22 protein-coding genes are annotated in these 24685 nt (G+C 66.4%); 15 read left to right on the top strand and 7 right to left on the bottom strand.

Annotated features, from left to right (window positions below; translation table 11 throughout):
• Positions 1 to 268 precede the first annotated feature (268 nt).
• Together ggt and FRW57_RS00160 are read left to right on the top strand one after the other, a co-directional pair.
• Entirely contained in the window at positions 269 to 2140 is a 1872-nt protein-coding gene (gene ggt, locus FRW57_RS00165; protein ID WP_152184972.1) for a gamma-glutamyltransferase, read from the top strand.
• A gap of 46 nt (positions 2141 to 2186) precedes the next feature.
• Entirely contained in the window at positions 2187 to 2579 is a 393-nt protein-coding gene (locus FRW57_RS00160) for a cupin domain-containing protein (protein ID WP_152184971.1), read from the top strand.
• A 58-nt stretch (positions 2580 to 2637) separates the two neighbouring features.
• On the opposite strand, the gene FRW57_RS24270 is transcribed toward FRW57_RS00160, so the two are convergent.
• The 3 genes from FRW57_RS24270 to FRW57_RS00150 all read right to left on the bottom strand — a co-directional run bounded on the left by FRW57_RS24270 (position 2638) and on the right by FRW57_RS00150 (position 5243).
• Positions 2638 to 2835: a hypothetical protein gene (locus tag FRW57_RS24270; RefSeq protein WP_238999214.1), complete on the bottom strand. Its 198-nt coding sequence runs from the start codon at positions 2833 to 2835 to the stop codon at positions 2638 to 2640.
• Positions 2819 to 4144 carry an FGGY-family carbohydrate kinase gene (locus FRW57_RS00155; protein ID WP_238999213.1) on the bottom strand — a complete coding sequence of 442 codons (1326 nt, stop codon included), beginning with the start codon at positions 4142 to 4144 and terminating at the stop codon, positions 2819 to 2821. Before FRW57_RS00155 ends, FRW57_RS24270 begins: the two co-directional genes overlap by 17 nt.
• A 67-nt stretch (positions 4145 to 4211) precedes the next feature.
• Positions 4212 to 5243 carry a LacI family DNA-binding transcriptional regulator gene (locus tag FRW57_RS00150; protein ID WP_238999211.1) on the bottom strand — a complete coding sequence of 344 codons (1032 nt, stop codon included), beginning with the start codon at positions 5241 to 5243 and terminating at the stop codon, positions 4212 to 4214.
• A gap of 408 nt (positions 5244 to 5651) precedes the next feature.
• On the opposite strand from FRW57_RS00150, the gene FRW57_RS00145 reads away from it, so the two are divergent.
• From FRW57_RS00145 to FRW57_RS00120, 6 genes are all read left to right on the top strand, one after another.
• Positions 5652 to 6599, top strand: a complete 948-nt coding sequence (locus FRW57_RS00145; protein WP_203230152.1) for an ABC transporter substrate-binding protein — start codon at positions 5652 to 5654, stop codon at positions 6597 to 6599.
• Between the two features lie 75 nt (positions 6600 to 6674).
• Positions 6675 to 7541, top strand: coding sequence for an ATP-binding cassette domain-containing protein (locus FRW57_RS00140; protein ID WP_238999209.1), 867 nt, complete (start codon positions 6675 to 6677; stop codon positions 7539 to 7541).
• A complete protein-coding gene (locus tag FRW57_RS00135) occupies positions 7538 to 8797 on the top strand; it encodes a sugar ABC transporter permease (RefSeq protein ID WP_152184968.1) in 1260 nt (419 codons plus the stop codon). The genes FRW57_RS00140 and FRW57_RS00135 overlap by 4 nt, the downstream gene beginning before the upstream one ends.
• 54 nt (positions 8798 to 8851) lie before the next feature.
• Positions 8852 to 9838: an NAD(P)-dependent alcohol dehydrogenase gene (locus FRW57_RS00130; RefSeq protein WP_203230151.1), complete on the top strand. Its 987-nt coding sequence runs from the start codon at positions 8852 to 8854 to the stop codon at positions 9836 to 9838.
• Between the two features lie 19 nt (positions 9839 to 9857).
• Positions 9858 to 10727, top strand: a complete 870-nt coding sequence (locus FRW57_RS00125) for a sugar phosphate isomerase/epimerase family protein (protein ID WP_152184966.1) — start codon at positions 9858 to 9860, stop codon at positions 10725 to 10727.
• On the top strand, positions 10727 to 11746 hold the full coding sequence (locus tag FRW57_RS00120) for a zinc-dependent alcohol dehydrogenase family protein (protein WP_152184965.1): 1020 nt from the start codon (positions 10727 to 10729) through the stop codon (positions 11744 to 11746). The genes FRW57_RS00125 and FRW57_RS00120 overlap by 1 nt, the downstream gene beginning before the upstream one ends.
• Before the next feature lie 117 nt (positions 11747 to 11863).
• On the opposite strand, the gene FRW57_RS00115 is transcribed toward FRW57_RS00120, so the two are convergent.
• Genes FRW57_RS00115 through FRW57_RS00105 form a run of 3 tightly spaced genes read right to left on the bottom strand, consistent with a single transcriptional unit; the run spans position 11864 to position 14968 of the window.
• Positions 11864 to 12736, bottom strand: a complete 873-nt coding sequence (locus tag FRW57_RS00115) for an amidohydrolase family protein (RefSeq protein ID WP_152184964.1) — start codon at positions 12734 to 12736, stop codon at positions 11864 to 11866.
• Positions 12733 to 13689 (bottom strand): aldo/keto reductase, encoded by a 957-nt coding sequence (locus FRW57_RS00110; protein WP_152184963.1) that lies wholly within the window; start codon positions 13687 to 13689, stop codon positions 12733 to 12735. Before FRW57_RS00110 ends, FRW57_RS00115 begins: the two co-directional genes overlap by 4 nt.
• Positions 13682 to 14968, bottom strand: coding sequence for an enolase C-terminal domain-like protein (locus FRW57_RS00105; protein WP_152184962.1), 1287 nt, complete (start codon positions 14966 to 14968; stop codon positions 13682 to 13684). Before FRW57_RS00105 ends, FRW57_RS00110 begins: the two co-directional genes overlap by 8 nt.
• A gap of 185 nt (positions 14969 to 15153) precedes the next feature.
• On the opposite strand from FRW57_RS00105, the gene FRW57_RS00100 reads away from it, so the two are divergent.
• The 7 genes from FRW57_RS00100 to FRW57_RS00070 all read left to right on the top strand — a co-directional run bounded on the left by FRW57_RS00100 (position 15154) and on the right by FRW57_RS00070 (position 23177).
• Positions 15154 to 15918 carry an SDR family NAD(P)-dependent oxidoreductase gene (locus tag FRW57_RS00100; protein ID WP_202911380.1) on the top strand — a complete coding sequence of 255 codons (765 nt, stop codon included), beginning with the start codon at positions 15154 to 15156 and terminating at the stop codon, positions 15916 to 15918.
• 161 nt (positions 15919 to 16079) lie between these two features.
• Entirely contained in the window at positions 16080 to 17714 is a 1635-nt protein-coding gene (locus FRW57_RS00095) for a fucose isomerase (RefSeq protein ID WP_137120193.1), read from the top strand.
• A 223-nt stretch (positions 17715 to 17937) separates the two neighbouring features.
• A complete protein-coding gene (locus tag FRW57_RS00090; RefSeq protein ID WP_152184961.1) occupies positions 17938 to 18990 on the top strand; it encodes an ABC transporter permease in 1053 nt (350 codons plus the stop codon).
• Between the two features lie 74 nt (positions 18991 to 19064).
• Complete coding sequence (locus tag FRW57_RS00085; RefSeq protein ID WP_162529200.1) at positions 19065 to 20144, top strand: ABC transporter substrate-binding protein; 1080 nt, start codon at positions 19065 to 19067, stop codon at positions 20142 to 20144.
• A gap of 19 nt (positions 20145 to 20163) precedes the next feature.
• The gene (locus FRW57_RS00080; protein ID WP_152184960.1) at positions 20164 to 20961 is read left to right on the top strand and encodes an ATP-binding cassette domain-containing protein; all 798 of its coding nucleotides are present in this window, start codon (positions 20164 to 20166) and stop codon (positions 20959 to 20961) included.
• Positions 20962 to 21035: 74 nt separating this feature from the next.
• On the top strand, positions 21036 to 22034 hold the full coding sequence (locus FRW57_RS00075) for a LacI family DNA-binding transcriptional regulator (protein ID WP_152184959.1): 999 nt from the start codon (positions 21036 to 21038) through the stop codon (positions 22032 to 22034).
• Between the two features lie 144 nt (positions 22035 to 22178).
• On the top strand, positions 22179 to 23177 hold the full coding sequence (locus tag FRW57_RS00070; protein ID WP_152184958.1) for a LacI family DNA-binding transcriptional regulator: 999 nt from the start codon (positions 22179 to 22181) through the stop codon (positions 23175 to 23177).
• 73 nt (positions 23178 to 23250) lie between these two features.
• On the opposite strand, the gene glnA is transcribed toward FRW57_RS00070, so the two are convergent.
• Entirely contained in the window at positions 23251 to 24675 is a 1425-nt protein-coding gene (gene glnA, locus FRW57_RS00065) for a type I glutamate--ammonia ligase (protein ID WP_152184957.1), read from the bottom strand.
• Positions 24676 to 24685 lie beyond the last annotated feature (10 nt).

Below are 24685 nucleotides of genomic sequence, written 5' to 3'. Positions count from 1 at the left end.
GTGCCGTGCGTGGCCCCCCGAGTGCGCTGGAGTTTGTCGCTGCAAGGGTTACCTCGCTGAGCGCCTCAGGATCTTGCCCATCGCCTTGCCCTTGGCGAGTTCGTCAACGAGCGGTGGCCGAGATCGCGATGCTTGCGACGGCAGTGCCTGGTCCTTCGGTTGACGAGGACTGCGTGCGGCAGGTTCCGGTGCACAACTGTTGCGCCGGTCGAGGAGCGGGGCCATGGTGATGGGTGGATCTTTTACGCCCTGTGAAGGAGAGGCACCCATGTCGCTTGCGCACCGTCTCCGTCGTCACCGCGTCATCGTCGGCACCTGCGCGGCGGCAGTCGCCGTGGCGACCGTGGCCGCAGCAGGTCAGACCGCCGTCGCGGCAGGCCAGCCAGAACTCGCCCATCCCGTGGGCCTACAGGTGGAACAGTCGAAGCAGCCGGTCGCGACCGGCACGGGTGGAGCGGTCTCGTCGGTCGACCCGGATGCCTCCCGGGCGGGCATCGCGGTGCTGAGACGGGGCGGCAACGCCGTCGACGCGGCCATCGCCACCGCGGCGACGCTCGGAGTGACCGAGCCGTTCGTGGCCGGGCCGGGTGGCGGGGGCTTCATGGTGATCTACCTGGCCAAGCAACATCGGGTCGTCACGATCGACGGTCGCGAGACCTGCCCCGCCGCCTGCACCAAGAACCTGTTCGTCGAGAACGGCACACCGCTGGAGTTCGAGGAGGCTCGGCACTCCGGGCTGGCTGTCGGTGTCCCGGGCATGGTGGCCACCTGGGCGCAGGCGGTGCGCCGCTACGGCACCAAGCGGTTCGCTCAGGACCTGCGTCCGGCGATCCACCGGGCGCAGCGGGGCTTCATCGTTGACGACACCTTTGTGCAGGAGACCAAGGAGTCGCTGGCCGACCTGCAGGCCTTCACCTCCAGCCGGAAGCTGTTCCTCAAGCATGGGCAGCCGCTTCCCGTCGGCACCAGACTGCGCAATCCCGACCTGGCCCGCACCTACCGGCAGCTGGCGCGCAACGGCCCGAGCTTCTTGTATGACGGTCCGCTCGCCAAGGCGATCGCCCACACCGTGCAACACCCGCCGGTGTGGAAGGGCACGCCGCTCCAGGTGCGGCCCGGCATGATGACCGTGAAGGACCTGGCGCGCTACCGTGCCGAGGAGCCGGCCCCGACGCACGTGAACTATCGCGGGTTCGACATCTACGGGATGGCCCCGCCCTCATCGGGAGGCTCCACCACCGGTGAGGCGCTGAACATCCTGTCCGGCTACGACATGTCCGGTGAGTCGCGCGTGCTGGCCCTGCACCACTACCTGGAGTCGCTGCGCTATTCCTTCGCCGATCGCAACCGCTACGTCGGCGACCCGGACTACGTGAATGTGCCACTGCGCGGGCTGCTCGACCCCGACTTCGCGGCCACGCGGCGCTGCCTGATCACCGACCTGGCAGCGACCAGCCCCGTCGCCCCGGGCGACCCCTACCGGCCCTACGCCGGGTGTTCGGATCGTACGGCCGCGGCATCGGCATCCGCCGACCACGAGCAGTCGACGAACAACATCGTGACGGCCGACAAGTGGGGCAATGTGGTGGCCTACACCAACACCATCGAGCACTTCGCCGGCACCGGGATGACCGTGCCCGGATACGGCTTCCTGCTCAACAACGAGATGACCGACTTCGACTTCGCGCCGGCCAGCCCGGACGTCCCCGACGTCAACCTGCCCGCTGGCGGCAAGATCCCCCGCTCGAGCATGAACCCGACGGTGGTGCTGCGCGACGGCAAGCCGGTGTTCGCGGTAGGGAGCCCCGGCGGCGCCACCATCATCACGACGGTGCTGCAGATCCTGATCAACCGGATCGACTTCGGCATGTCGATGGAGAAGGCGATCGAGGCGCCCCGGGTGGGCAATTTCAACACGCCGACCAGTTTCGCCGAACAGGCCTTCCTCGACTCGCGAGCCGCAACCCGTCTCGAGAAGGAGCACGGGCAGAAGTTCAGTGTGGTGACCGGCCCCACCCAGCTCGACAAGGAGATCGGTGCCGCGACGGCGGTCGAGCTGCTACCCGGCCATCGATTCCGCGCCGACGCCGAGCCGATCCGTCGAGGCGGCGGATCCGCCATGGTGGTGCACCAGCGCTGACGCGCGCCCGAGGTCGGCGTCGAAGCCCAGCACCGTCTGCCAGGTCATGAGTCTGGATGTCGGGACGCTCTTCAGCTCCCCGGACGTCGCCCTGGTGCGGTACAGATCGGCGCCTGCCATCAACCTCGCCGGCACGGGCGTTGACGAGCGACTGATGACGCCGCGGTCGCAGTCCAACCTGCAGCTGATGCACACCACAGCGGAGCCGGGGGGCACCGGCGGCAGGGACCTCTACACCATCAACTGCCAAGTCGAAGTCGTCCATGTCCTCAAGGGAGCCGTAGACCTCATCTTCAACGACCACACCCAACGGCTCACCGCAGGGGACGCCTTGACCTTCCCCGGTGGCGAGCCACACACCTGGACCAACGTCAGTGACACCAGGAAGGCAGAGCTGCTCTGGATCCTCGTGCCGGCCCCCTGGAGTGGAAGCGCCTGAGCGGATCGACGCCATCCGCCACACAATCTGGACGAGCCCGGGTTCACCAGCTTCGGTGTCAGGCGTCGGCGTCCCAAGCAGTGCCTTGCAGGCGGGCCAACGCATGCGCCTGTTCTCGGGTGGCTGGGTACAGGGACGCGTAGTGGTCGAAGAGCTCGTCATACAGTGGCCGAACCGTTGCGTCCGGACTGATGACGTGGTCGACGCGGGACCAATCGGTGTCCGCGGACGCCAGCCCGCTACCGATTGCCGACATCAGGGCGTCCGTAGCTGGCACCGATGGTTTGCTCGGGGACGTCCTGCTCCCGACCGGTGACATCGCTGACGATCTGGGTCCAAAGCCGACCCTGCGTGCCGCCACCAACTGCAACGAGTCGCTGGACCGGATTGGCCGGTGTGTCAAGAAGTTCGAGGATCTGGCGGATGCCGAAGGCGATGCCCTCGTAGACGGCTCGGAACAAGTGGCCGCGTCGATGTCGCAACGTGAGACCCGCGATCACGCCACGGGCGTGGCGATCGAAGATCGGGGTGCGCTCGCCGGCGAAGTACGGGAGGAGGAGCAACCCGTCAGCGCCAGCCGGGGCCGCCGCTGCCTCCTCGACGAGCGTCTCGAATGGAACGCCGCCGACCAGTTGGCGTAGCCAGTCGGTCAAACTTCCTGACGTCGACATCCCCGCAGCCAGGCAGCGGCTCCCCGGTTCGACACCCACCGTGTTCCACAGTTGCGGGTGGGGCGCGACGGCGCGCAGTTGTTGGACGAAGAACATCGTCGAGCCATACATCAGCATCAGGTCACCGGGCTTTCGTGCGCCGCCACTGAGCGCTTCGGCCCACGCGTCCACGGTGCCAGCGCACACTGGAGTGCCGGGTCGGAGCCCCGTCTGCTCCGCTGCGCGCGCAGTCACCGAGCCGACCACCTCGGCCGGCCATGCGAGTCGGGGTTGAGGCATCGAACCCATCACCTGGTCATACCAGGGCTGGTGCCAGGACTCGGAATGAATGTCGTAGAGCGGCACGCTCTGGCTGGCGGTGTGATGGTCGAGGATGTACTCGCCAGTGAGCCGGAAGGCGACATACGAGCTGGAGTTGAACCATCGCGCCGCGCGGTCCCAGGTCTCCGGCTCGTGACGCTGCACCCAGAGGGCTTTCGGCCCGACTGCCTGCGTGGTCAAGGGCGTCGCACATCGCTCGAGCACAGCGGCTGCGCCGAGTCTCCGAGTCAGTTCATCGATCTCCGCGGTGGCCCGCATGTCGATCCCGTAGAGGATCGCGGGGCGTACCGGGGCGCCGGCTGCATCGGTCAGCAGTAGGCAGGGACCTACACCGCTGACGGTGATCGCTGCGACTGCGTCGGATCCAACTCGCTCCGTGAGTTCCCGGGAGATCTCGACGACGTCCTCCCACCAGGTCCCCGAGTCCATCTCCGCCCACCCTGGCGCGGGAAGCGACATGCTGTGCGGGCGGGGAAGAGTCATGGTTGCCACGATGTCGCCGTCAGGCGTCGCCAGCACCCCCTTGCTGCTGGCCGTGCCGAGGTCGATGCCCAGCAGGTACTGGCCACTCATGCGTGACGCCGATGGCACAAGGGGATGTCACAGGGGAGTCGGTAAGGAGTGGGATCCCGGTGGTTCTTCATGTGCCCTCCTTGTAGTTGGCTGGTCCGGCGGCGGTGGATGCCCGTACGACGAGCTCCGGCTCGAAGACAACATGTCGGTCCTGCGGCGTAGCGCCGGTCAGGACATCGGTCAGCAGATGAGCCGCCGTCGTGCCCATCTCGTAGTGAGGTCGACGAACACTGGTCAGGGAGACCGAGAGCTGCCTGGCGAAGGGGATGTCGTCGTACCCCATCAACGACACGTCATCAGGCACACGAAGGCCATGCGACAGCAGTGATTGCAGGACCCCGAACGCCAGCAGGTCAATGGCGGCGGTCACGGCGGTTGGCCTGCGCTTGGCGGGAAGCTTCGCGAGACGTTCGCCCACTTCGCGACCCGCCTCGACGGTCAGCTCGGCGGGGATCACCTCGAGTCGTACGTCGAGCCCCTCACCGACCGCCTCGTCCACCGCCCTTCGGACACCGGCGAGCCGGTCGTGCACTGGCGCAGCCGTCAGTTCGTCCCCAACGAACGCCAGGTGACGGTGCCCGAGCTCGATGAGATGCCGTGCAGCGTCGCGGCCACCGGTCACATCGTCGACTGCCACCGACAGCTTGTGCTCACCGCTTTCGGCACGGTCCACGACAACGACAGGAATGCCGCCCGTCCGGATCCGATGGAGACCATCGGCGGACTCGTCGTGGGGGATGACGATCAGGCCAGCAACACGCCCCTCCGCAAACAGCCGGAGGTACGTCTGCTCCCTGTTTATGTCACGGCCGCTGTTGGAGATCAGCACCGTCCAGCCCCGTTCGGCCGTGGCGTCTTCCACGCCTCGGGCAAGATCCATGAAGCCGGGGTTCCAGGCATCGAGCAGAAGCAGTCCCACGGTGTTGGAGTAGCCGGCTCGCAGTTGCCTGGCCGGCTCGTTCCGGACAAAACCGAGTTGCGCGATCGCCGCCTCGACGGCAGCCGTCTTCCCCGGGCTCACCCGGTCGGGGTGATTCAGGACGTGCGAGACGGTCCCTTGGGAGACGCCAGCGAGCCTGGCCACATCCTTGATGCCCACCCGTGGACGACGTCCAGAACCCATGGCGATGGGAGGGTTGGGCTGGCCGTCAGGGCGTCGGCGACCGTCTTCGGCCGATTCCGATGTGACTCTTGACACGTTCCAAACCTGTCACTAATCTCCGTGAATATCCAACTTTGACACGATTCAAAAATCGAGTCGAGCACCGCGGGCAACAACGTCCAAGAAGGGACCGACATGAGGTCGCAGAGGATGCCGGATCGGATGACAACGAGGAAGTGGGCGGGGTCTCGGCGGACCCTGGCCGTGACGGGAGCGCTCCTGCTGGCTGCCACCACGGCCGCCTGCGGTAGTAGCGACAACGGAGGCTCCGGTGGAGATGGGGGTTCCGGCGCCGGTGGTTCCGCTGGTTCCGGCGGCAGCAAGGCAGCAAAGGTCGCCTTCTTGATGCCTGACACGGGATCTACACGTTACGAGCTGCACGACCGACCAGGCTTCGAGAAGAGGCTCAAGGAGCTGTGCAGCGACTGCACCCCTCTGTACAACAATGCCGATGGCAGCGCGGACAAGCAGCAACAGCAGTTCAACTCCGCGATCACCCAGGGCGCCAAGGTGATCGTGCTTGACCCAGTCGACTCCGCGGCCGCCGTCTCGCTCGTCAATGCGGCGCATGCTCAGGACGTCAAGGTGATCGCCTACGACCGTCCCATCCCCAAGGCCAAGGTCGACTTCTACGTCTCGTTCGACAACGAGGAGATCGGGAAGAAGATCGCCACCTCGCTCATCGAGAAGGTCAAGAGCAACAAGGTGCCCGCAGGATCTGGGATCCTGATCGTCAACGGCTCCCCGACCGACGCGGCCGCCGGCTTGATCAAGAAGGGCATCCACGAGGGTGTCGACAACAGTGGCGTTCCGGTGCTGGCCGAGTACGACACCATCGACTGGAAGCCGGAGAACGCACAGAAGTGGGTCTCGGGTCAGATCTCGAGGTTCGGCAAGAAGATCGTGGGCGTCGTGGCCGCAAACGATGGCACCGGAGGTGGAACCATCGCCGCCTTCAAGGCCGCTGGAGTCAACCCGAACCCACCAGTCAGTGGCAATGACGCCACCGTGGCGGGACTTCAGCTGATCATCTCGGGCGATCAGTACAACACCATCAGCAAGCCGAGTGAGATCGTCGGTGGCGCGGCTGCCGAGGTGGCGGTCAAGCTGATCAACGGTGAGAAGCCGGAGGCGAGCGACACCCTCTTCGGGTCGCCGACGAAGCTCTACCAGCCGATGCTGATCACCGCGAAGAATCTGAAGTCCGAGGTCGTGGACAAGGGCATCACTCCCGCCAAGGATCTGTGCACCGGCGCATACGTCAAGGGCTGCAAGAAGCTCGGAATCCAGTGAGCCGCCCCTCCCGCCGGTCCGGGTGACCGGCGGGAGGGCCCTCGAGAAGTGCAAGACCTTCGTGGGAGTGAGCAGATGGACACCATGCCCCAGGTCAGCCCGACCAACCGGAAGACCGCGTTGCTCAGTATGCGCGGGGTGACCAAGACCTTCGGAGCGGTCAATGCGCTCACCGACATCGACCTTGATGTGGAGGCCGGCGAGGTGGTCGCGATCGTGGGCGACAACGGAGCCGGCAAGTCGACGTTGGTCAAGGTCCTCGCCGGAGTGCACCAACCTGATGCCGGCACGATCACCTTCGACGGCTCGCCCGTCCAGATCCCTGACCCGAGCGCGGCGATTCACCTGGGCGTCGCCACGGTCTTCCAGGACCTTGCGCTGTGCGAGAACCTCAGTGTCGTCGACAATCTGTTCCTGGGTCGGGAGATCAGCCCGATGCGGCTCGATGAGACCGGCATGGAGGTCAAGGCGTGGGAGCTGCTGCAACAACTCTCGGCGCGCATCCCCACGGTGCGCATAGCGATCGCTTCGCTGTCGGGTGGTCAACGACAAACCGTCGCCATCGCGAGATCGCTCCTCGGTGACCCGAAGATCATCGTCCTCGACGAGCCGACCGCGGCGCTGGGTGTGGCCCAGACCGCCGAGGTTCTGGACCTCATCGAGCGACTGCGCGAGCGCGGGCTCGGCGTGGTCATGGTCAGTCACAACATGGAGGACGTCCGGGCGGTCGCCGATCGGATCATCGTCCTGCGCCTGGGGCGCAACAACGGCGAATTCGATGCGGTGTCAGTCACCTCCGAGGATGTCGTTGCCGCCATCACGGGCGCGACCGACAACGTCGTGACCCGTCGACGCGACCGAGTCGCCGGGTCACGCGAAGACGCGCCGGCCGGCCATGTGGTGCCGACCGAGGAGAGCACTGACAAGGGAGAGGTCCGATGACCAGGCCAACCTCCAACGCAGCCCCTCCGCGGCGCGCACTCGATCAGACCGACGAACGGCTGCGGCAGAGCGAAGGTGTCGCGGGTGCCCTCGCCTCCTTCGTACGCAGCATGCGTGCTGGGGATGTAGGGGCGCTTCCCGTCATCATCGGCTTGGTCGTGATCTGTGCGATCTTCCAGTCGCTCAACTCGGTCTTCCTGTCCAGCGGCAACTTGGTCAACCTCACCCTGGACTCGTGTGCGGTCGGGATCATCTCGCTCGGCATCGTCTGTGTGCTGCTCGTTGGAGAGATCGACCTTTCCGTCGGCTCGGTCAGCGGCTTCTCGGCTGCCGTGGTTGCCGTGCTCTTCGTGCGGCACGGCTGGAACTGGATCCTCGCCTGCGTGGTGGCATGTGCGATCGCCGTTGCGATCGGCCTGCTGTTCGGAGTGCTCCTGACCCGCTTCGGCATGCCGAGCTTCGTCTCCTCGCTCGCGGGGCTGCTCGCCTTCCTTGGCCTGCAGCTCGCCATCCTCGGTGACCAGGGCTCGGTCAACCTGCCATTCGACTCCACGCTCGTCGGCTTCGCCCAACTGGACTTCGTGCCGGCGTGGTTGTCCTACCTGTTGGCTGGGCTCGCGGCCCTGGCAGTGTTCCTTGCCGGCTACGAAACCCGGCTTCGGCGCCGAAAGGCCAACTTGTCTGCGCGCTCGATCAACGCGTTGATCGTTCGCTCGCTGGCGCTGCTCGTCGGGCTCGAGGCGTTCTTCTGGTACCTCAACCGGTCCCGCGGCGTGGGCTGGATGGTGGTCTTCTTCGTCGCGCTCGTGCTGCTCCTGAACTACGGGATCACCCGAACCAAGTGGGGTCGCTCGCTGCTGGCCGTGGGCGGCAACGTCGAGGCGGCGCGCCGGTCGGGGATCAACGTGCGCAACATCTACCTCAGCGCGTTCATGCTGTGCTCACTGCTGGCTTGCGTCGGCGGCATCCTCGCTGCTGGCCGGCTCGCTTCGGCGAACTTGAGCAGCGGCACCGGCGACGTCAACCTCAATGCCATCGCCGCCGCGGTCATCGGTGGAACCAGCCTCTTCGGAGGTCGCGGCAGCGCCTTTTCCGCGCTCCTTGGCACCCTCGTCATCGCGTCCATCGCGAGCGGCCTGACCTTGCTCAACCTGGACTCGTCGTACCGCTTCGTCATCACCGGGCTGGTGCTCGCGGTCGCCGTGGCGATCGACTCGCTGGCCCGCAAGTCACGCGCCTCGCACGGTCGGGCATGACCCGGCATACGAGCCAACAAGAGGAAGATTCCCATGTCGAACCGTGCTGCCGTCATGACCGAACTCGAGCACATCGAGGTGCGGGAGGTCCCCGATCCTGCTCCCGGGTCGCGGGAGGCGGTCGTGCGCATCGAGGCCGTCGGAGTGTGCGGCTCTGATACCGCGTACTACAAGGTGGGTCGGATCGGTGACTATGTGGTCGACGGGCCGATCATCCTTGGTCACGAAGTCTCCGGCCAGGTGGTAGAGGTCGGCAGCGAGGTCACGAATGTCGCTGTCGGTGACCGAGTGGCGATTGAGCCGGGCACGCCGTGCCGCGACTGCCGAGAGTGCTTGGCCGGCCGCTATCACCTGTGCCCCGACCTGGTGTTCCTCGCCACACCGCCGTACGACGGAGCACTTGTCGAGCGGATGGCCATCGACGCGCGCAACCTCTACCCGATCCCCGACGACATGACCTATGAGGAGGGGGCCCTGCTGGAACCGCTCTCGGTGGGCATCTGGGGTTGCCGGCGGGCGAACCTCGAGCCGGGTGACGACGTGCTGGTCACGGGCGCCGGACCTGTCGGGCTGCTGTCAGCTGCCGTCGCCCGCGCCTTCGGCGGGGGCACGGTGACCATCACCGACATCTCCGACTTTCGGCTCGGGCTGGCGAAGGAGATGGGCTTCGAGATCGAACGCAGCGAGGTGCCCAGCGAACGACGCTTCGACGTGCTGCTCGAGTGTTCGGGAGCTCCCGGCGTGCTCGCCACCGGTATGCGGCGGCTGCGGCCAGGAGGGCGCGCGGCCATGATCGGGATGAGCAAGGAGGGGTCTATTGGGCTGCCGCTGTCGCAACTCAACGTCAACGAGCTGTCGCTGAGCCTCGTCAACCGCTACAACCATACCTGGCCGATCGCGATCGAGCTGGTCTCCTCGGGCCGCGTTGACGTCAAGCCCCTGGTCACTCACCACTTCCCTCTGGAGGAGGCTGCGGATGCGTTGACCTTGAGCGGCCGGGTCGGCGACTCGGTCAAGGCCGTGGTCCATCCCCAGAAATGAACCCACCACGGGAGTACACATGTTGATCGGTTGCCACGGCTCGGTGTGGACCGGCGAGTTCGACGATGCAGGCCTGCAGCGGGCCATCGCGCGCACGGCCGCCGCGGGATTCGACCTGGTCGAGATCCCGCTCATGGACCCCGACAAAGCAGACGGGTCTGCCGTACGCCGCATGGCCGAGCAAGCGGGCCTCGCAGTCACAGCCTCGTTGGGACTCTCGGAGCAGACCGACGTCTCCAGCGAGGACGACCAAGTCGTCTCGGCCGGGGAGGCTTTGCTGGGGCGGTGCCTGGAGTTCCTCAGTGATGCCGGCGGCACGCACCTCGTCGGAGTCATCTACTGCGCCATGCGCAAGTACATGGCCCCTGCGACGCCGACGAACCGCCAGCACAGTATCGACGCCATCGGGCGCATCGCGGAGCGAGGTGCTGAGCTCGGGATCCGGGTCGGTGTGGAGGTGGTGAACCGTTACGAGTCCAACCTGCTCAACACGGGTCACCAAGCGCTGGCCTACGTAGAGGAGGCGAAGTCGGACAACTTGGTGGTGCACCTGGACACGTATCACATGAACATCGAGGAGCCGGACATGTTCTCGCCGGTACTCGCCGCGGCCGACAGGCTCGGATACGTGCACATCGGGGAGAGCCACCGTGGCTACCTCGGCTCGGGCACGGTGGACTTCGATTCCTTCTTCCGTGCCCTGGCCACGGTGGACTACGACGGTCCGGTGGTGTTCGAGTCATTCTCGTCCACGGTTGTGCACCCCGAACTCAGCTCGATGCTCGGCGTCTGGCGCAACCTCTGGCAGGACGGCGAGGACCTCGGACAGCACGCCAACAGCTTCATCCGGAACCAGTTGCGCAGCGTCGAGTCGATTGCCATGCACTGATGCGTGCCGTCGTCTACGACGCTCCTCGTAGCTTCGCGGTGACGGACGTGCCGCGTCCGGTCGCTGACCCTGGTCAGGTCGTCGTCGACGTGCACCTCGCCGGACTGTGCGGTACCGACCTGCACCTGCACGAGGGCGGCTTCTTCGCCACGTTCCCGTTGACACCCGGGCACGAGAGCGTTGGAGTCGTTCGGGAGGTCGGGGCGGGCGTGGACGGTTTCGAGCCTGGACAACGGGTCGTGGTGGACAACGCCTCGGCCTGCGGTCGCTGCCGCGAATGTACTCGTGGACGACCGCTCTTCTGCAAAGCGTTCCTGTCGCTCGGCGTCAACGCTCCGGGCGGCTTCGCGGAGTCGCTGGTCAGCCCGGCACACAAGGTCTACGCAGCCGGCGACCTGGCCGATGACGTTGCCGTTTTCGCGGAGCCGCTTGCCTGCGCCGTGCACGGGATGGACATCCTTCAGCTGCGACCTGGCGCTGACGTGCTCCTGGTGGGCTCCGGTACCACCGGCCAACTGCTGGCCCAACTCCTGGTGCATGGCGGTGCCGGCCGGGTCACGGTGGCAGCGCCGACCGCCTTCAAACTCGAACTCGCAGAGTCATTCGGCGTCGACCGCGTCGTGCAGATCACTCGCGACGCCGAGAGCACAAGGCAGACTCTGCACGAGTTGGCACCCGACGGCTTCGATGTGGCCGTCGACGCGACCGGCGCCGTCTCCGTGGTGGACATGCTGCCGGAGCTGGTGGCGATTGATGGGACCGTCTTCGTCTACGGAATGTGTGACGCCGACGACCGCGTGGCCTGGAGCCCCTACGACATCTTCCGGCGACAGTTGACCGTCAGGGGATCCTTCGCGCAGGTGAACTGCATGGACCGTTCGTTGGCCTTGCTGCGCTCAGGACGCGTCCGCACCGCCGGGCTGATCACCCATCGCTTCGCGCTGGGGGAGTATGCCGACGCGCTCACCGCCATCTCGGACCCGACATGTCTCAAGGCTGTGGTCACGCCAGCCGACTGACCGGAGCAGCTCGTCGATGACCGAGCGGTAGGGCGCACTTACCATGACGACCTCGGGAGAGGGATCGAGGCCTCGTTATCGCGTGAGTGGTGGGTCAGGGGGCGGCCGGACCGCCGCTCATGCCCGCTGGTCGCCCCCTTCCTGGACAGTTCGGTGGTACACCCGCTCTGCGGTGCCGGCGAAGAGCTGCCCGCGCTCTCTGGGGGAAAGCTGTTCTGCCAAGGTTGTGGCGAGGGACAACGCCGCGGGATATCCGCCGAAGTCCGTCGTCATGGGCCAGTCCCCGCCGTACATCAATCGGGAGGGGCCGAACAACTCGACTGCGGTGTCCCAGGCCGGGCGGATGGCCTCGGGAGTGAACGGTTGCCCGGGCGTCTGCAGGCCGGAGACCTTGGCCGTGGTGTTGGGGCACGCAGCCAGTTCGCGCAGGCAAAGGCGCCACCGGTCTTGCCCTACTGCGTCACGGGGAGGTTTGCCGAGGTGGTCCAGGACGATCGACAGTCCGGGCACGGCGCGCGCGAGGGAGACGGTCCCCTCAAGGTGGCGGGGCCAGGCGTCGGGGACATCAAAGGGCAGACCAAGCTCGGCGACCATTGCCAGGGACCGGCGCACGTTCGGCAGAGCGAGGAAGTCGTTGCGGGGGTCGTTGTGAACCAGGTGCCGAATGCCGCAGAAGGCTGGGTGAGCGGTCCAACGGGCGAGCTGCTGCTCGGCTCGCTCGGGGTCGTCGAGTTGGATCCATCCGACGACGCCGGCGACCCAAGGTTGGTGACTGGCCACGTCGAGGAGGTACGTCGTGTCGCCCTCGGAATCCTCGGCCTGGACCAGGATGGCGGCATCGACGCCGGCCGCTGTCAGCTCGCGGCGGGCCTTCTGGGGGGTGAAGCTGGCTCGGAGGCGGCCGTGGGCGGGCGGCAGCCAGGCGTACTCGCTGACGGACAGGTCCCACACGTGCAGGTGGGCGTCGAGGATTCGGTGAGTGCCCGTCATGCCGTCACCAAACCGGCGGTCGCGAGAGTCTCCCACAGGTCTTGCGGCAAGGGGGTGACGGTGCGCTGCCAGTTCTGGCGCACTTGCTCTGGAGTGGCGCCGCCGGCCACGACGGTTCGCACCAGCGGATGGCGCAGGGGGAACTGCAGCGCCGCGGTGGGCAAGTCGGTGCCGAACTGCGCGCAGACCTGCGCGATGGCACGGGTGCGTTCGAGCACGTCGGCTGGCAGCGCGCCGTACTCGTAGAGGCCGTCAGCCTTGGGCGGATCGGTCGCCAGCAGCCCTGACATGAATACGGCGGCGGCGACCACGGGCAGTCCGTGTGAGACGGCCTCGGGCAGGACTTGCTCGGCGGCGCTCTGGTCGGTGAGGGTATAGCGGCTCGCGACCATCAGCAGGTCCAGGCAGCCGGTGCGCGCACCGGCGAGTAGGGCCTCGTTCGACATGGAACCGATCCCGACCGCCGTGACCAAGCCCTCCTCGCGGAGTTGGGTGACAGCAGGCACGCCGGTGTCGAGGGCGGCTGCCAGCCCGAAGCGTTCAGGGTCGTGCAGGTAGGCGATATCGACCCGGTCCAGGGCCAAGCGCTGCAGCGATTCCTCGAGGCTGCGCCGAATGCCGTCGGTGGAGAAGTCCCACTCCCGGCGTAGGTGCGTGCTCACGATGAAGTCGTGGGCGAGGTCGAGCGCGTCGCTGCCCCGGTCGTTGGGAACGAGGAGGCGGCCGACCTTGGTGGAGAGCACGAATTGATCGCGGGGCTTGGTGGTGAGAAAGGCGCCGAGCCGTCGTTCGGACAACCCGAGGCCGTAGTGCGGAGCCGTGTCGAAATAGCGGACGCCGCACTCCCACGCGGTCTCCAGCAACTCCCACGCGGCGTCGTCAGTGAGAGCGCGGTGCAGGTTGCCGATGTTGGCGGCACCGTACGACAGCCGCGGTAGTTGGAACTCAGGCATGGCGGGGATGGCGGAATTCGGCTAGAGAGGCGGCGAGCATCTCGGTTCCGGCGCCGGGGGTCGTCGGGGCAACGTAGCGTCCGTTCTCGACCCGGGCCGGTGAGACGAAGTGTTCGTGCAGATGGTCGACATACTCGATGACGCGGCCTTCCATCGTGCCGGAGACGGCGACGAAGTCGAACATCGACAGATGCTGCACGGCCTCGCAGAGCCCTACCCCGCCAGCATGGGGGCACACCGGCACACCGAACTTTGCAGCGAGCAGCAAGACCGCGACGTTCTCGTTCACCCCGGCGACCCGGGTTGCGTCGATCTGCAGGACCTGCAACGCATCTGCTTGCAGGAACTGCTTGAACATCACCCGGTTGGCCATGTGCTCACCGGTGGCGACGGGTAGCGGGGTGATGCCCCGGGCGATCGCAGCGTGAGCCAGTAGATCGTCGGGGCTGGTGGGCTCCTCTACCCACGCGAGGTCGAACGGTTTGAGTTCGCTGAGCCAGCTGATGGCCTCAGCAACCTCCCAGCGTTGATTGGCGTCGACGGCGATGCGCACCCCCGGCCCGAGCGTCCGCCGCGCCAGGCCAAGGCGCCGGACGTCGTCTGTGCGGTCTGCGCCGACCTTCAGCTTGATCAGGGTGAAGCCCTGGTCGACCGCTTCGCGACAGAGGCGGACGAGCTTGTTGTCGTCGTAGCCCAGCCATCCCGGCGTCGTCGTGTATGCCGGGTAGCCCACCTCAAGCAGCGTGCGGACCCGCTCGGCGCGCCCGGGCTCGGTGCGTCGCAGGAGCCGGAGTGCCTCGCGCGGGGTGAGCACGTTGGTGAGGTAGCGGAAGTCGACGAGGTCCACCAGCTGCTCGGGGGTCATCGAGGACAGCAGCTGCCACAGGGGCATCCCGGCGCGTTTTGCCTTCAGGTCCCACAGGGCGTTGACCACGGCGCCGATTGCCATGTGCATAACGCCCTTCTCGGGTCCCAGCCATCGCAGCTGGGAGTCGTGCACCAGGTCGCGCCAGAAGCCGCCCATGTTCGCGAGCGTCTGCTCCACGTTGCGCCCGAGCACGTGATCCTCGAGCGCCTGGATGGCCCCTACCTCGACGTGGTTGCCGCGCCCGATGGTGAAGACGAAGCCGTGCCCCTGCAGACCGTCCTCGGAGTCGGTGCAGACCTGGACGTAGCTGGCCGAGTAGTCAGGGTCCGGGTTCATCGCATCCGAACCGGCCAGCGAAAGGGATGTGGGGAACCGCACGTCATGGGTCTGCAGTGCGGTAATGGCGCTCACGGGGCTCCTCACGAATGACGGGCCGTGTTGTCCCTGAGCGTAGAGAGCGGATGTATCACCCGTCAACGGAGGCGGGACCTATCCCCTCGCGTGCGTCGGCCAGCAACCCCGCCCCGCCCTGGCCGCCGGCCGGTGGCTGATGCCACCGATCGATTCATTCACGAGCCAGCGGGTAAGGAGTAGGCATGCCCACCCCGTTCGGCGGTATGTCGGCAGTGGTCACCGGCGGTGCGTCCGGCATCGGTGCCGCGGTGGCCCGGCTGCTGCGCGAGCAGGGCGCCGCTGTCGCGGTTCTCGACCTACACCCTCTCCCCGAAGGGAGCAGCGGCGACGGGGTCGTTTCGCTCATCGCCGATGTCAGCAGGGACGCATCGGTGCGTCGAGCCGTCGGGCAGGCGGCCGAGGCGCTTGGTGGCATCGACATCGTCGTCAACAACGCGGGCATCGGTGCACAAGGCACGGTCGAGGACAACTCAGATGAGGAATGGTCTCGCGTGCTCGATGTCAACGTTGTCGGCATGGTGCGCGTGAGCCGTGCCTGCCTGCCCTTCCTGCGCAACTCCAGGGCGGCCGCGATCGTCAACACCTGCTCGATCGCGGCGACTGCCGGGCTGCCGCAGCGAGCGCTCTACAGCGCGAGCAAGGGGGCAGTCCTGGCGCTCACTCGCGCGATGGCCGCCGACCACCTGCGCGACGGGATCCGGGTCAACTGCGTTAACCCCGGCACCGCCGACACCCCTTGGATCGGCCGGTTGCTCGAGCACGCGTCCGACCCCGCGGCCGAGCGTGCCGCGCTGAACGCGCGGCAGCCCCATGGCCGTTTGGTCTCGGCCGACGAGGTCGCCGAGGCAGTCGTCTACCTTGCCAGCCCGGCCGCGGGCTCGACCACGGGGATCGATCTGGCCGTCGACGGTGGCATGCAGGGCTTGCGGCTCCGGCCAGAACGCTGAGCGACGCCAACCTTGACGTATGAAAACGATTTCTGGCAGTGTGCCGTTGTGGGAGCGTCGGCCGCCCTCCGCGTGAACACCGGCGGCTCGAGCACCGAGGGCGTGCTCGTCGATCGGGCCGGTCACCGCCTGCGCGCCGCCCAGAGGACAAGGAGCCTCACATGTCCACCTACACCATGCCCGCCCCGACGTCACGAACCGTCGCGGAGCCGCACACCGTCTACACGGTCGCCAGCGGCGACCTGCGGCCGGCGGCGAACCAGACCTGCTGGCCCGCCCAGCGCAAGCTAGAGGCCGACCTGGCTCGGGCGGTGGAGTCGCTCGGGTGGTCCGTGCGGCGCGGCCACGCGGTCGACGAGGCCAAGGGGCACGGCTTTATAGACAGCCAGGCAGCCGGCATACGTGTGTTTCGGGAATTGCCCCCGGATGCACCGCTCATCGTCGTGGAGGCGGTGTGGCAGTACAGCCATCACGTCCTGGCCGGACTGCGCACGCACCGAGGTCCCCTCCTCGTGGTGGCCAACTGGATGGGAGAGTTCCCCGGCCTGGTGGGTCTGCTGAACCTCACCGCGAGCCTGACCAAGGCTGGGGTGGGTTACTCCGCCTTGTGGAGCCAGGACTTCACCGACGAGTGGGCGCTGGATGGATTGCGCACCTGGTTGGAGACGGGGGAGCTGGTCCATGACCAGAGCCATGTGCGTGACCTTCCCGCCCTGTCGGATGGTCCCGAGGTGCAGCTGGGTCGGGCGCTGGCTGAGCAGCTGCGCGCCGACAAGGCGATCATGGGCATCTTCGACGAGGGTTGCATGGGGATGTACAACGCCATCTTCGACGACGAGCTGCTCAACCCCCTGGGCATCTACAAGGAGCGGCTCTCCCAGAGCGCCCTCGTGGTCGAGATGGGCAAGGTCGCCGACGACGAGGCGCGGGCCGTCCGGGCTTGGCTCGAGGGGGCCGGGCTGGACTTCCGCACCGGCACCGACGAGGCCACCGAGCTGACCGATGCCCAGCTGCACAGCCAATGCGCGATGTACGTCGCCGCGATGCGGATCGCCGACGACTTCGGCCTGGACGCGGTAGGCATCCAGTACCAGCAGGGCCTGAAGGACGTCGTGCCCGCCAGCGACCTGGCCGAGGGGCTGCTCAACGACCCATACCGCCCACCCGTACGATCCCGGGACGGCTCACGGGAGCTGTATGCCGGCCGTCCCTTGCCACACTTCAATGAGGTCGACGAGGGGGTCGCCGTGGATTCCCTGGTGACCAACCGGATCTGGACCGCCATGGGTCTGAACCCCGCGACCACCCTGCACGACATCCGCTGGGGCGAGCAATACGGTGACGACTACGTCTGGGTCTTCGAGATCTCCGGATCGGTTCCAGCCTCGCACAACGGCGGCTACGACAAGTCTTGGAGCATGCGACAGCCACCGATGTTCTTCCCACTCGGCGGAGGCACACTCAGCGGCGTGTCCAAACCGGGGGAGATCGTCTGGTCGCGAGTGTTCCTCGCTGGCGGCCGCCTGCACACCGACCTCGGACGCGCAACCGTTGTCGAACTCCCCTGGGAGGAGACCCAGCGGCGGCTAGAGGCCACCAACCCACAGTGGCCAGTCATGCACGCGGTGCTGCACGGGGTCACCCGCAACCAGATGATGGCGCGGCACAGGGCCAACCACATCACGGTCGTCTACGCTCCCGACGCCGACACCGCCGACAAGGGTCTGCTCGCGAAGGCCGCCATGTTCGACGCACTCGGCGTGCCGGTGCACCTGTGCGGAGAGGTGACCCTCTGACCCAGCCCGCGCGATTGAATCCTCAATCGAACCCATGTTTGCGTTGACAGTGGTGCGGATCCCGATTTACCGTTGCAGATAACGATTTCTGGAGCGATTGACACGGGCTTGTGCGAGCCGGCCAGCCAAGCGGTGAAGTTCCTGTTGATGGAGCGGAATGTGCGCAGCGAGTTACGCGACGGGCGGCTTCGGCCATGTGCCAAATGACGAGGATTGACGTCGGATGAGTTCATCCGCGGGCCGCCCAGATGGCCGTACCGGTGACTTCGGGAAGCAACCGGGTGCCGCCGCAGTCGGTGGGCCGTGGGGGTTAGTACGCCGCCGCCTCGCCGATGTGATCTCCCAAGTGGCCGCGCTGGGCGCACTCCTGGTGATCTTCGTCCTGCTGTCGCTGCTCTCGCCCAACTTCCTTACCTACAACAACCTGAGCGAGGTCGTGGTCGAGGCGGCCGTCACCGCGATCATCGCGATTGGCATGACACTGGTGATCGTCACCGCGGGCATCGATCTGTCCGTGGGGGGGATCGCCGCACTCGCCGGAGTTCTGGGCGCCATGCTGATGGTCGATGCGCACCTGTCATGGCCCTTGGCGACGGTCGTAGGGGTACTCATCGGTGGAGCGGCCGGACTCGTCAACGGCGGACTGGTCGGATGGGTCAAGCTGGCACCGTTCATTGCCACCCTGGGGATGATGGGGGTCGCTCGGGGCCTGACATTCGTATCTACCGGCGCGGTTGCGGTCTACGGACTGCCCGTCGGCTTCAATGTCCTGGGTCAGGGCTATGCCGGTCCGATCCCGATTCCGGCTATCTGTCTCATCGGTGTCATCGTCATCTTCGGCTTCATCTTCACTCGCACCAAGCTGGGGCGGTACTCCTACGCCATCGGCTCGAACCACGAGGCAGCGCGCCTCATGGGGATCCCGGCCAGCAGGTACCTGGTCCTTGTGTACGTCCTGCAGGGACTCCTCGCAGGCTTCGGTGGGATGATCGCAGCCTCCCGCGTCTCGTCCGGGCAGCCGAACTTCGGAGTCGGTCTGGAGCTCGACGCGATCGCGGCTGCCGTGATCGGGGGCGCCAGCCTCTTTGGCGGGCAGGGGACCGTCTCCGGTGCGATCATCGGTGCCTTTCTCATCCAGTTCATCCGCAACGGGTCCGTCTTGTTGAACGTCAATATCTACTGGCAAGACGTCATCATCGGCCTCGTCGTGTGGATAGCCGTCAGCTGGGACCAGTTCCGTCGACAGCGGATCACCGAACGCGCCCACGTCACGTGATGACAGGTGCCTGACCTAACAGCCCGACAATCGAGGAGGTCTCCATGAACACACAGAAGAGCCGTTGGTGGTTGGTGGCACTCACCATCCCGGTGGTAGCCATGGCCGGCTGCAGCAATGGCCCGAGCTCGGCGAGTTCCTCCACGTCCAGTGCGCCTGGGTCATCCACATCGTCGAGCTCGACCAGCGGCGCGGGCGGCGCCGCCGGCGCGGCATCAGCTGGCAAGAAGCTCAACGTGGCGGTGATCCCCAAGGCGGTGGGGTTCGACTACTGGACCCACGTCAAGGCTGGAGCCCAGTGCGCTGCCCAGAAGCTGGGCAACGTGAACATCGAGTGGAACGGGGTCTCCGCGGAGACTGACGTCACCGGCCAGATCAACATGCTCAACGGCTACCTTTCCCGCCACGTGGACGCGCTGATCTATGCGGCGACCGATGCCAAGGCTCTGGTGCCGGTGACCCAGAAGGCGCAACAGGCAAAAATCCCGGTCTACAACATTGACTCCGGCACAACGCCCCAAACGGTCCCGCTGTTCGCGACCGACAACGTCCAGGGTGCCAAGGAGGTGGCCAAGTTGATGAACACCGCACTGCACGGCCACGGCAAGGTGGCTCTGCTGGAGTTTCAACCGGGGTCGATGACCAACGACCAGCGCAAGCAAGGCTTCATCGAGGGCTTGAAGAAGTACCCCGGTCTGAAGCTGGTCTCGGACCAGGCCGACCAGAGCGACGCCAACCAGGCGCTCAACGTCACGAACAACATCCTGACCGCGAATCCGGACCTCAACGGATTGTTCGCGTCCAACGAACCGGGAGTCATCGGCGCCTCGCATGCGGTCTCCCAGCGGAACCTCAAGGGCAAGGTCGTCATGGTCGGGTGGGACGCAGCACCCGACGAGGTGAAGGCGCTGAGTTCGGGCGAAATCACTGCACTGATCGTGCAGAACCCCTTCCGCATGGGCTTCGACTCGGTCGTCGCAGCGGTCGAACACATCCGCAAGGGCGTCGCCGTCACCAAGGAGGACACCGGCGTCTACGTCGTGACCACGAAGAATATGAACCAGCAGCAGATGAAGGCAATTCTGGCGCCCAGCTGCACCAACCCGCCGCTGAAGTCGTCCGACCCGTGGTTGAAGTACGTGCACATGAAGTGAGGCACCGAATCGAGAGCGTATGGAACAGATGAATTCGCAGGATGCCAGCGTGACCGAGCCGATGCTGAAGGTAGAGGGCATTTCGAAGCGGTTCGGTGGTGTTCAAGCCCTTCAGGATGTCGACCTGCAAGTCGACACCGGTGAGCACGTCGCGCTCGTGGGTGACAACGGTGCCGGGAAGTCGACCTTGGTCAAGATCCTCACGGGCGCAGAGCATGCTGACGACGGCAGCTTTTGGTTCGCGGGGGAGGAAAGGCATTTTCGCTCCCCTCTGGAGGCGCGCAGGCATGGCATCGAAACCGTGTACCAGACGCTCGCCCTCGCCGATCACCTTGATGTCGTTGCCAATCTCTTCCTTGGCAGAGAGCGTTACCTGCTCCGCCTCGGGCCGTTCAGTGTGCTGAACCGTGCGGCCATGAAGACCGAAGCACGCGCCCTGCTGGAGCGAACCGGCGTGCAGATCCCCGACCTGGGGGCCATGATCATGGGGATGTCCGGCGGCCAACGCCAAGGGGTGGCGATCGCCCGCGCTGCGGGGTGGGGTTCGAAGATGATCGTCCTGGACGAGCCGACGGCAGCGCTCGGCGTCCAGGAGACCGCAAAGGTTGAGGAGATCATCCACACTCTCAAGGACCAGGGTGTCACCGTGCTCATGGTGAGCCACAACCTGCGCCAGGTCTTCGACCTCGTGGACACCATCTGGGTGCTTCGACACGGAAGAATGGTCGGCGCGCGGAAGGCCGCCGAGGTGCGCCCCCAGGAGATCGTCTCGATGATCACCGGAGCCGACGACGCCTCTGGACTGGAGTTTGCGTGAACCACCCAACCGCCCAGGCGCATGCAGGCCGTGCCAGGCTCGAGCGGGAGCGATTGACGGGGGCGTGAGGGTGGGTGGTCAAGATCGTCGATGTGGCGCGGCTCGCCGGCGTTTCGTCGGCAACGGTGTCGCGTGTTCTCAACAACGTCCCCACCGTCGATCAGTCCCTGGCTGAGCGAGTGCGCTCGGCGGCCGATGAGCTCGCCTACCGCCCCAACGGTGTCGCGCGCAACCTACGCCGGCAACGGACCGACGTGTGGGCGCTGATCATCTCCGACATCGAGAACCCGTTCTTCACCGCGGTGGCGCGCGGCGTGGAGGACGTCGGCCGAGAGCACGGGTTCTCGGTCCTCTTGTGCAACTCCGACGAGAACAGGGGCAAGGAGGACCGTTACCTGCAGGTGGCCGAGCAGGAACAGGTGGCGGGGGTCATCATCTCCCCGAACATGCGCGGCAGCGACGTCGCTCGCTTGGTGGACGCATCGATCCCAGTGGTGACCATCGACCGGACCGTGCGTAAGCCGGTTGACTCGGTGACGGTGCAATCGAGGCGAGGAGCGCGTGGCGCCACGCAACACTTGCTTGACAGCGGCTGGCGCCGCCCGGCCTGTATCACCGGGCCGGACTACGCACAGACTGCCGAGGACCGACTCCAGGGATATCTTGATGCCATCGCGCGTGCTCCACGACGGATGACCCAAGGCTTGGTGCGGCACACGGACTTTCAGGAAGCGGGCGCCGTGGCAGCGGCGGCGAGCTTGCTCGACGTGCCGGACCCGCCGGACGCGTTCTTCGTCGCCAACGCAACCATGACCCTCGGCGTCCTGCAGGAGTTGGCCGAGCGTGGGCTGAAGCCCGGCCGCGACGTCGGACTGGTGGCCTTCGACGATGCCCCGTGGGCGCGGTTGACCGATCCGGCCCTGACGGTCGTCGCGCAACCGACCCACGAGATCGGGGCGACCGCGGGCCACCTGCTGACCGAACGCATTACGGGCTCGGCGCGGAAACGAGCCCGTCACATCGTGCTCTCCACGGAGCTCATCGTTCGTGAGAGTTCCCTGCGGCACCGCTGACCCCGCAGCGGCGAAGCGAAGCAGGCCAGGTATGTCGGGTCAGGCCACCAGCGCGCCGTAGGCTGCCACGTAAGAATCGCCGGAGGCAGGGTCTCCGAGCGGTGTTCACTCGCCGCGAGTTGGCTGAACTAAGTGGAGGTCGGGTTGGCGAAGCTCATCGACGTGGCGCGTCGGGCTGGTGTCTCTCCAGCGACGGTGTCCCGCGCCCTCAACAACGTCACGACGGTGGACCCGGCGCTCGCTGAACGGGTCCGTGCGGCGGCAGACGAGCTGGGCTACCGACCCAACGGTGTGGCGCGAAACCTGCGTCGGCAGCGGACTGACGTGTGGGCGCTGATCATCTCGGACATCGCGAACCCGTTCTTCACGGCGGTCGCCCGCGGTGTTGAGGACGTAGCCCAGGGTCAGGGTTTCTCCGTGCTTCTGTGCAACTCAGATGAAGACCAGGACAAGGAACAGCGTTACCTCAGGGTCGCTGAGCAGGAGCAGGTCGCCGGCGTCATCATGTCGCCGAACACGCGGGGCAGCGACGTGTCCCGCTTGGTGAACGCGGCGATCCCTCTGGTGACGGTCGACCGGTCGAGTCACAAGGCCGCCGACTCGGTGATGGTGCACTCCCGCGCTGGTGCCCGCGATGCGACCAACCACCTGTTCGCCACTGGTTGGTCGCGCCCTGCCTGCCTCACCGGGCCGGAGCGGACCGACACTGCCCAAGAGCGCCTGCAGGGATACCTGGACGCCGTGAAGGACGCGCGCCGGCGCCCAGCGATGTCACTGGTGCGGCACGCGGACTTCCATGAGGAGAGTGCACGCGAGGCGATGGGATCGCTGCTGGACGAGCGCAGGCCGCCGGACTCCGTGTTGATCGCCAACGCGACGATGGCGCTCGGCGCCCTCGGGGAACTCAACCGGCGAGGTATCAAGCCGGGGCGCGACCTTGGCCTGGTCGCCTTCGACGACACCCCGTGGGCCCGCTTCATCGACCCGCCTCTGACCGTGGTCGCCCAGCCGGCTTACGACATCGGGGCGACCGCAGCCCGGCTGCTGACCGAGCGGATCGCGGGCACCGCCCCGAAGCGCGCTCGCCACGTCAGGCTCTCGACCGAGCTGATCGTCCGCGCGAGCTCTCGCCACCTCCGCTGAATGGACGAGCAACCACCACGCGCCACATCGGTCCACCTCACGCGAGGAGACGAGCAGGAGCACGGAGACACGTCTACAGGTCGTAGTACATCTCGAACTCGTGCGGGTGCGGCCGGAACCGGATCGGGTCGATCTCGTTCTTGCGCTTCCACTCGCACCACGTGGAGATGAGGTCTTCGGTGAAAACGTCTCCCTCGAGTAGGTATTCGTGGTCGGCCTCCAGGGACTGCAGCACCTCGGGCAGCGAACCGGGGACCTGCTGGATCTCCTGGTGCTCCTCCGGGGGCAGCTCGTAGAGGTCCTTGTCGATGGGCTCCGGGGGCTCGATCCGGTTGCGGATCCCGTCGATTCCCGCCATCAGCTGGGCGGCGAAGGCGAGGTAGGGGTTGGCCGACGGGTCCGGCACGCGGAACTCGATCCGCTTGGCCTTGGGGGAGTCGCCGGTCAACGGGATGCGGACGCATGCGGAGCGGTTGCGCGCCGAGTAGACGAGGTTGACCGGAGCCTCGTAGCCCGGGACCAACCGGTGGTAGGAGTTGATCGTCGGGTTGGTGAAGGCGATCACCGAGGGCGCGTGCCGGAGCAGACCACCGATGTACCAGCGCGCTATGTCGGACAACCCGCCATACCCCTGCTCGTCGTAGAAGAGCGGTTCACCGTCCTTCCAGAGCGACTGGTGGCAGTGCATGCCGGATCCGTTGTCACCGAAGATCGGCTTGGGCATGAACGTCGCCGTCTTGCCGGCGTCCCAGGCAGTGTGCTTGACGACGTACTTGAACTTCATCACGTCGTCCGCCGCGCCGAGCAGGGTGTCGAACCGGTAGTTGATCTCCTGCTGCCCGGCTGTGCCCACCTCGTGGTGCGCCCGCTCGACCTGCAACCCGACCCCCTCGAGGTTGAGCGTCATCGTGTCTCGCAGGTCGGCGAAGTGGTCGGTCGGGGGCACCGGGAAGTAGCCACCCTTGTAGCGGGGCTTGTAGCCGCGGTTGCCGCCCTCCTCCTCGCGGCCGGTGTTCCAGGCCGCGGCGACCGAGTCGATGAAGTAGTAGCCGGCGTGGGCATTGGTCTCGAACCGGATGTCGTCGAAGACGTAGAACTCCGCCTCGGCCCCGAAGAAGCAGGAGTCGGCGATCCCGGTCGAGGCCAGGTAGGCCTCCGCCTTCGCCGCGATGTTGCGTGGGTCGCGGCTGTAGGGCTCAGCGGTGTACGGGTCGACGATGGAGAAGTTGAGGATGAGCGTCTTCTCCTTGCGGAACGGGTCGAGGTAGGCCGTGGTCGGGTCCGGGATGAGCTTCATGTCGGACTCGTGGATCGCCTGGAAGCCGCGGATGGACGACCCGTCGAACATCTGGCCCTGGGTGAACGCGTCCAGGGTGAAGGACCTGGCGGGCACGTTGAAGTGCTGCATCACCCCGGGCAGGTCACAGAACCGTACGTCGACGAACTGCACCTCCTCGTTCTTGATGAACTCGAGGCACTCTTCGGGGCTGCTGAACATCAATCCTCCT

The organism is Segeticoccus rhizosphaerae (genome assembly GCF_009192725.1).
Lineage (GTDB): Bacteria > Actinomycetota > Actinomycetes > Actinomycetales > Dermatophilaceae > Segeticoccus > Segeticoccus rhizosphaerae.
This window is presented reverse-complemented; position numbering and strand designations above follow the sequence as displayed.

Bases quoted from the DNA above. Each gene is read 5' to 3' on its own strand.
- ggt (WP_152184972.1), top strand. From the start codon at position 269: ATGTCGCTTGCGCACCGTCTCCGTCGTCACCGCGTCATCGTCGGCACC.
- FRW57_RS00160 (WP_152184971.1), top strand. From the start codon at position 2,187: ATGAGTCTGGATGTCGGGACGCTCTTCAGCTCCCCGGACGTCGCCCTG.
- FRW57_RS24270 (WP_238999214.1), bottom strand. From the start codon at position 2,835: ATGTCGGCAATCGGTAGCGGGCTGGCGTCCGCGGACACCGATTGGTCC.
- FRW57_RS00155 (WP_238999213.1), bottom strand. From the start codon at position 4,144: ATGAGTGGCCAGTACCTGCTGGGCATCGACCTCGGCACGGCCAGCAGC.
- FRW57_RS00145 (WP_203230152.1), top strand. From the start codon at position 5,652: ATGCCTGACACGGGATCTACACGTTACGAGCTGCACGACCGACCAGGC.
- FRW57_RS00140 (WP_238999209.1), top strand. From the start codon at position 6,675: ATGGACACCATGCCCCAGGTCAGCCCGACCAACCGGAAGACCGCGTTG.
- FRW57_RS00135 (WP_152184968.1), top strand. From the start codon at position 7,538: ATGACCAGGCCAACCTCCAACGCAGCCCCTCCGCGGCGCGCACTCGAT.
- FRW57_RS00130 (WP_203230151.1), top strand. From the start codon at position 8,852: ATGACCGAACTCGAGCACATCGAGGTGCGGGAGGTCCCCGATCCTGCT.
- FRW57_RS00125 (WP_152184966.1), top strand. From the start codon at position 9,858: ATGTTGATCGGTTGCCACGGCTCGGTGTGGACCGGCGAGTTCGACGAT.
- FRW57_RS00120 (WP_152184965.1), top strand. From the start codon at position 10,727: ATGCGTGCCGTCGTCTACGACGCTCCTCGTAGCTTCGCGGTGACGGAC.
- FRW57_RS00115 (WP_152184964.1), bottom strand. From the start codon at position 12,736: ATGACGGGCACTCACCGAATCCTCGACGCCCACCTGCACGTGTGGGAC.
- FRW57_RS00110 (WP_152184963.1), bottom strand. From the start codon at position 13,689: ATGCCTGAGTTCCAACTACCGCGGCTGTCGTACGGTGCCGCCAACATC.
- FRW57_RS00100 (WP_202911380.1), top strand. From the start codon at position 15,154: ATGCCCACCCCGTTCGGCGGTATGTCGGCAGTGGTCACCGGCGGTGCG.
- FRW57_RS00095 (WP_137120193.1), top strand. From the start codon at position 16,080: ATGTCCACCTACACCATGCCCGCCCCGACGTCACGAACCGTCGCGGAG.
- FRW57_RS00090 (WP_152184961.1), top strand. From the start codon at position 17,938: ATGAGTTCATCCGCGGGCCGCCCAGATGGCCGTACCGGTGACTTCGGG.
- FRW57_RS00080 (WP_152184960.1), top strand. From the start codon at position 20,164: ATGGAACAGATGAATTCGCAGGATGCCAGCGTGACCGAGCCGATGCTG.
- glnA (WP_152184957.1), bottom strand. From the start codon at position 24,675: ATGTTCAGCAGCCCCGAAGAGTGCCTCGAGTTCATCAAGAACGAGGAG.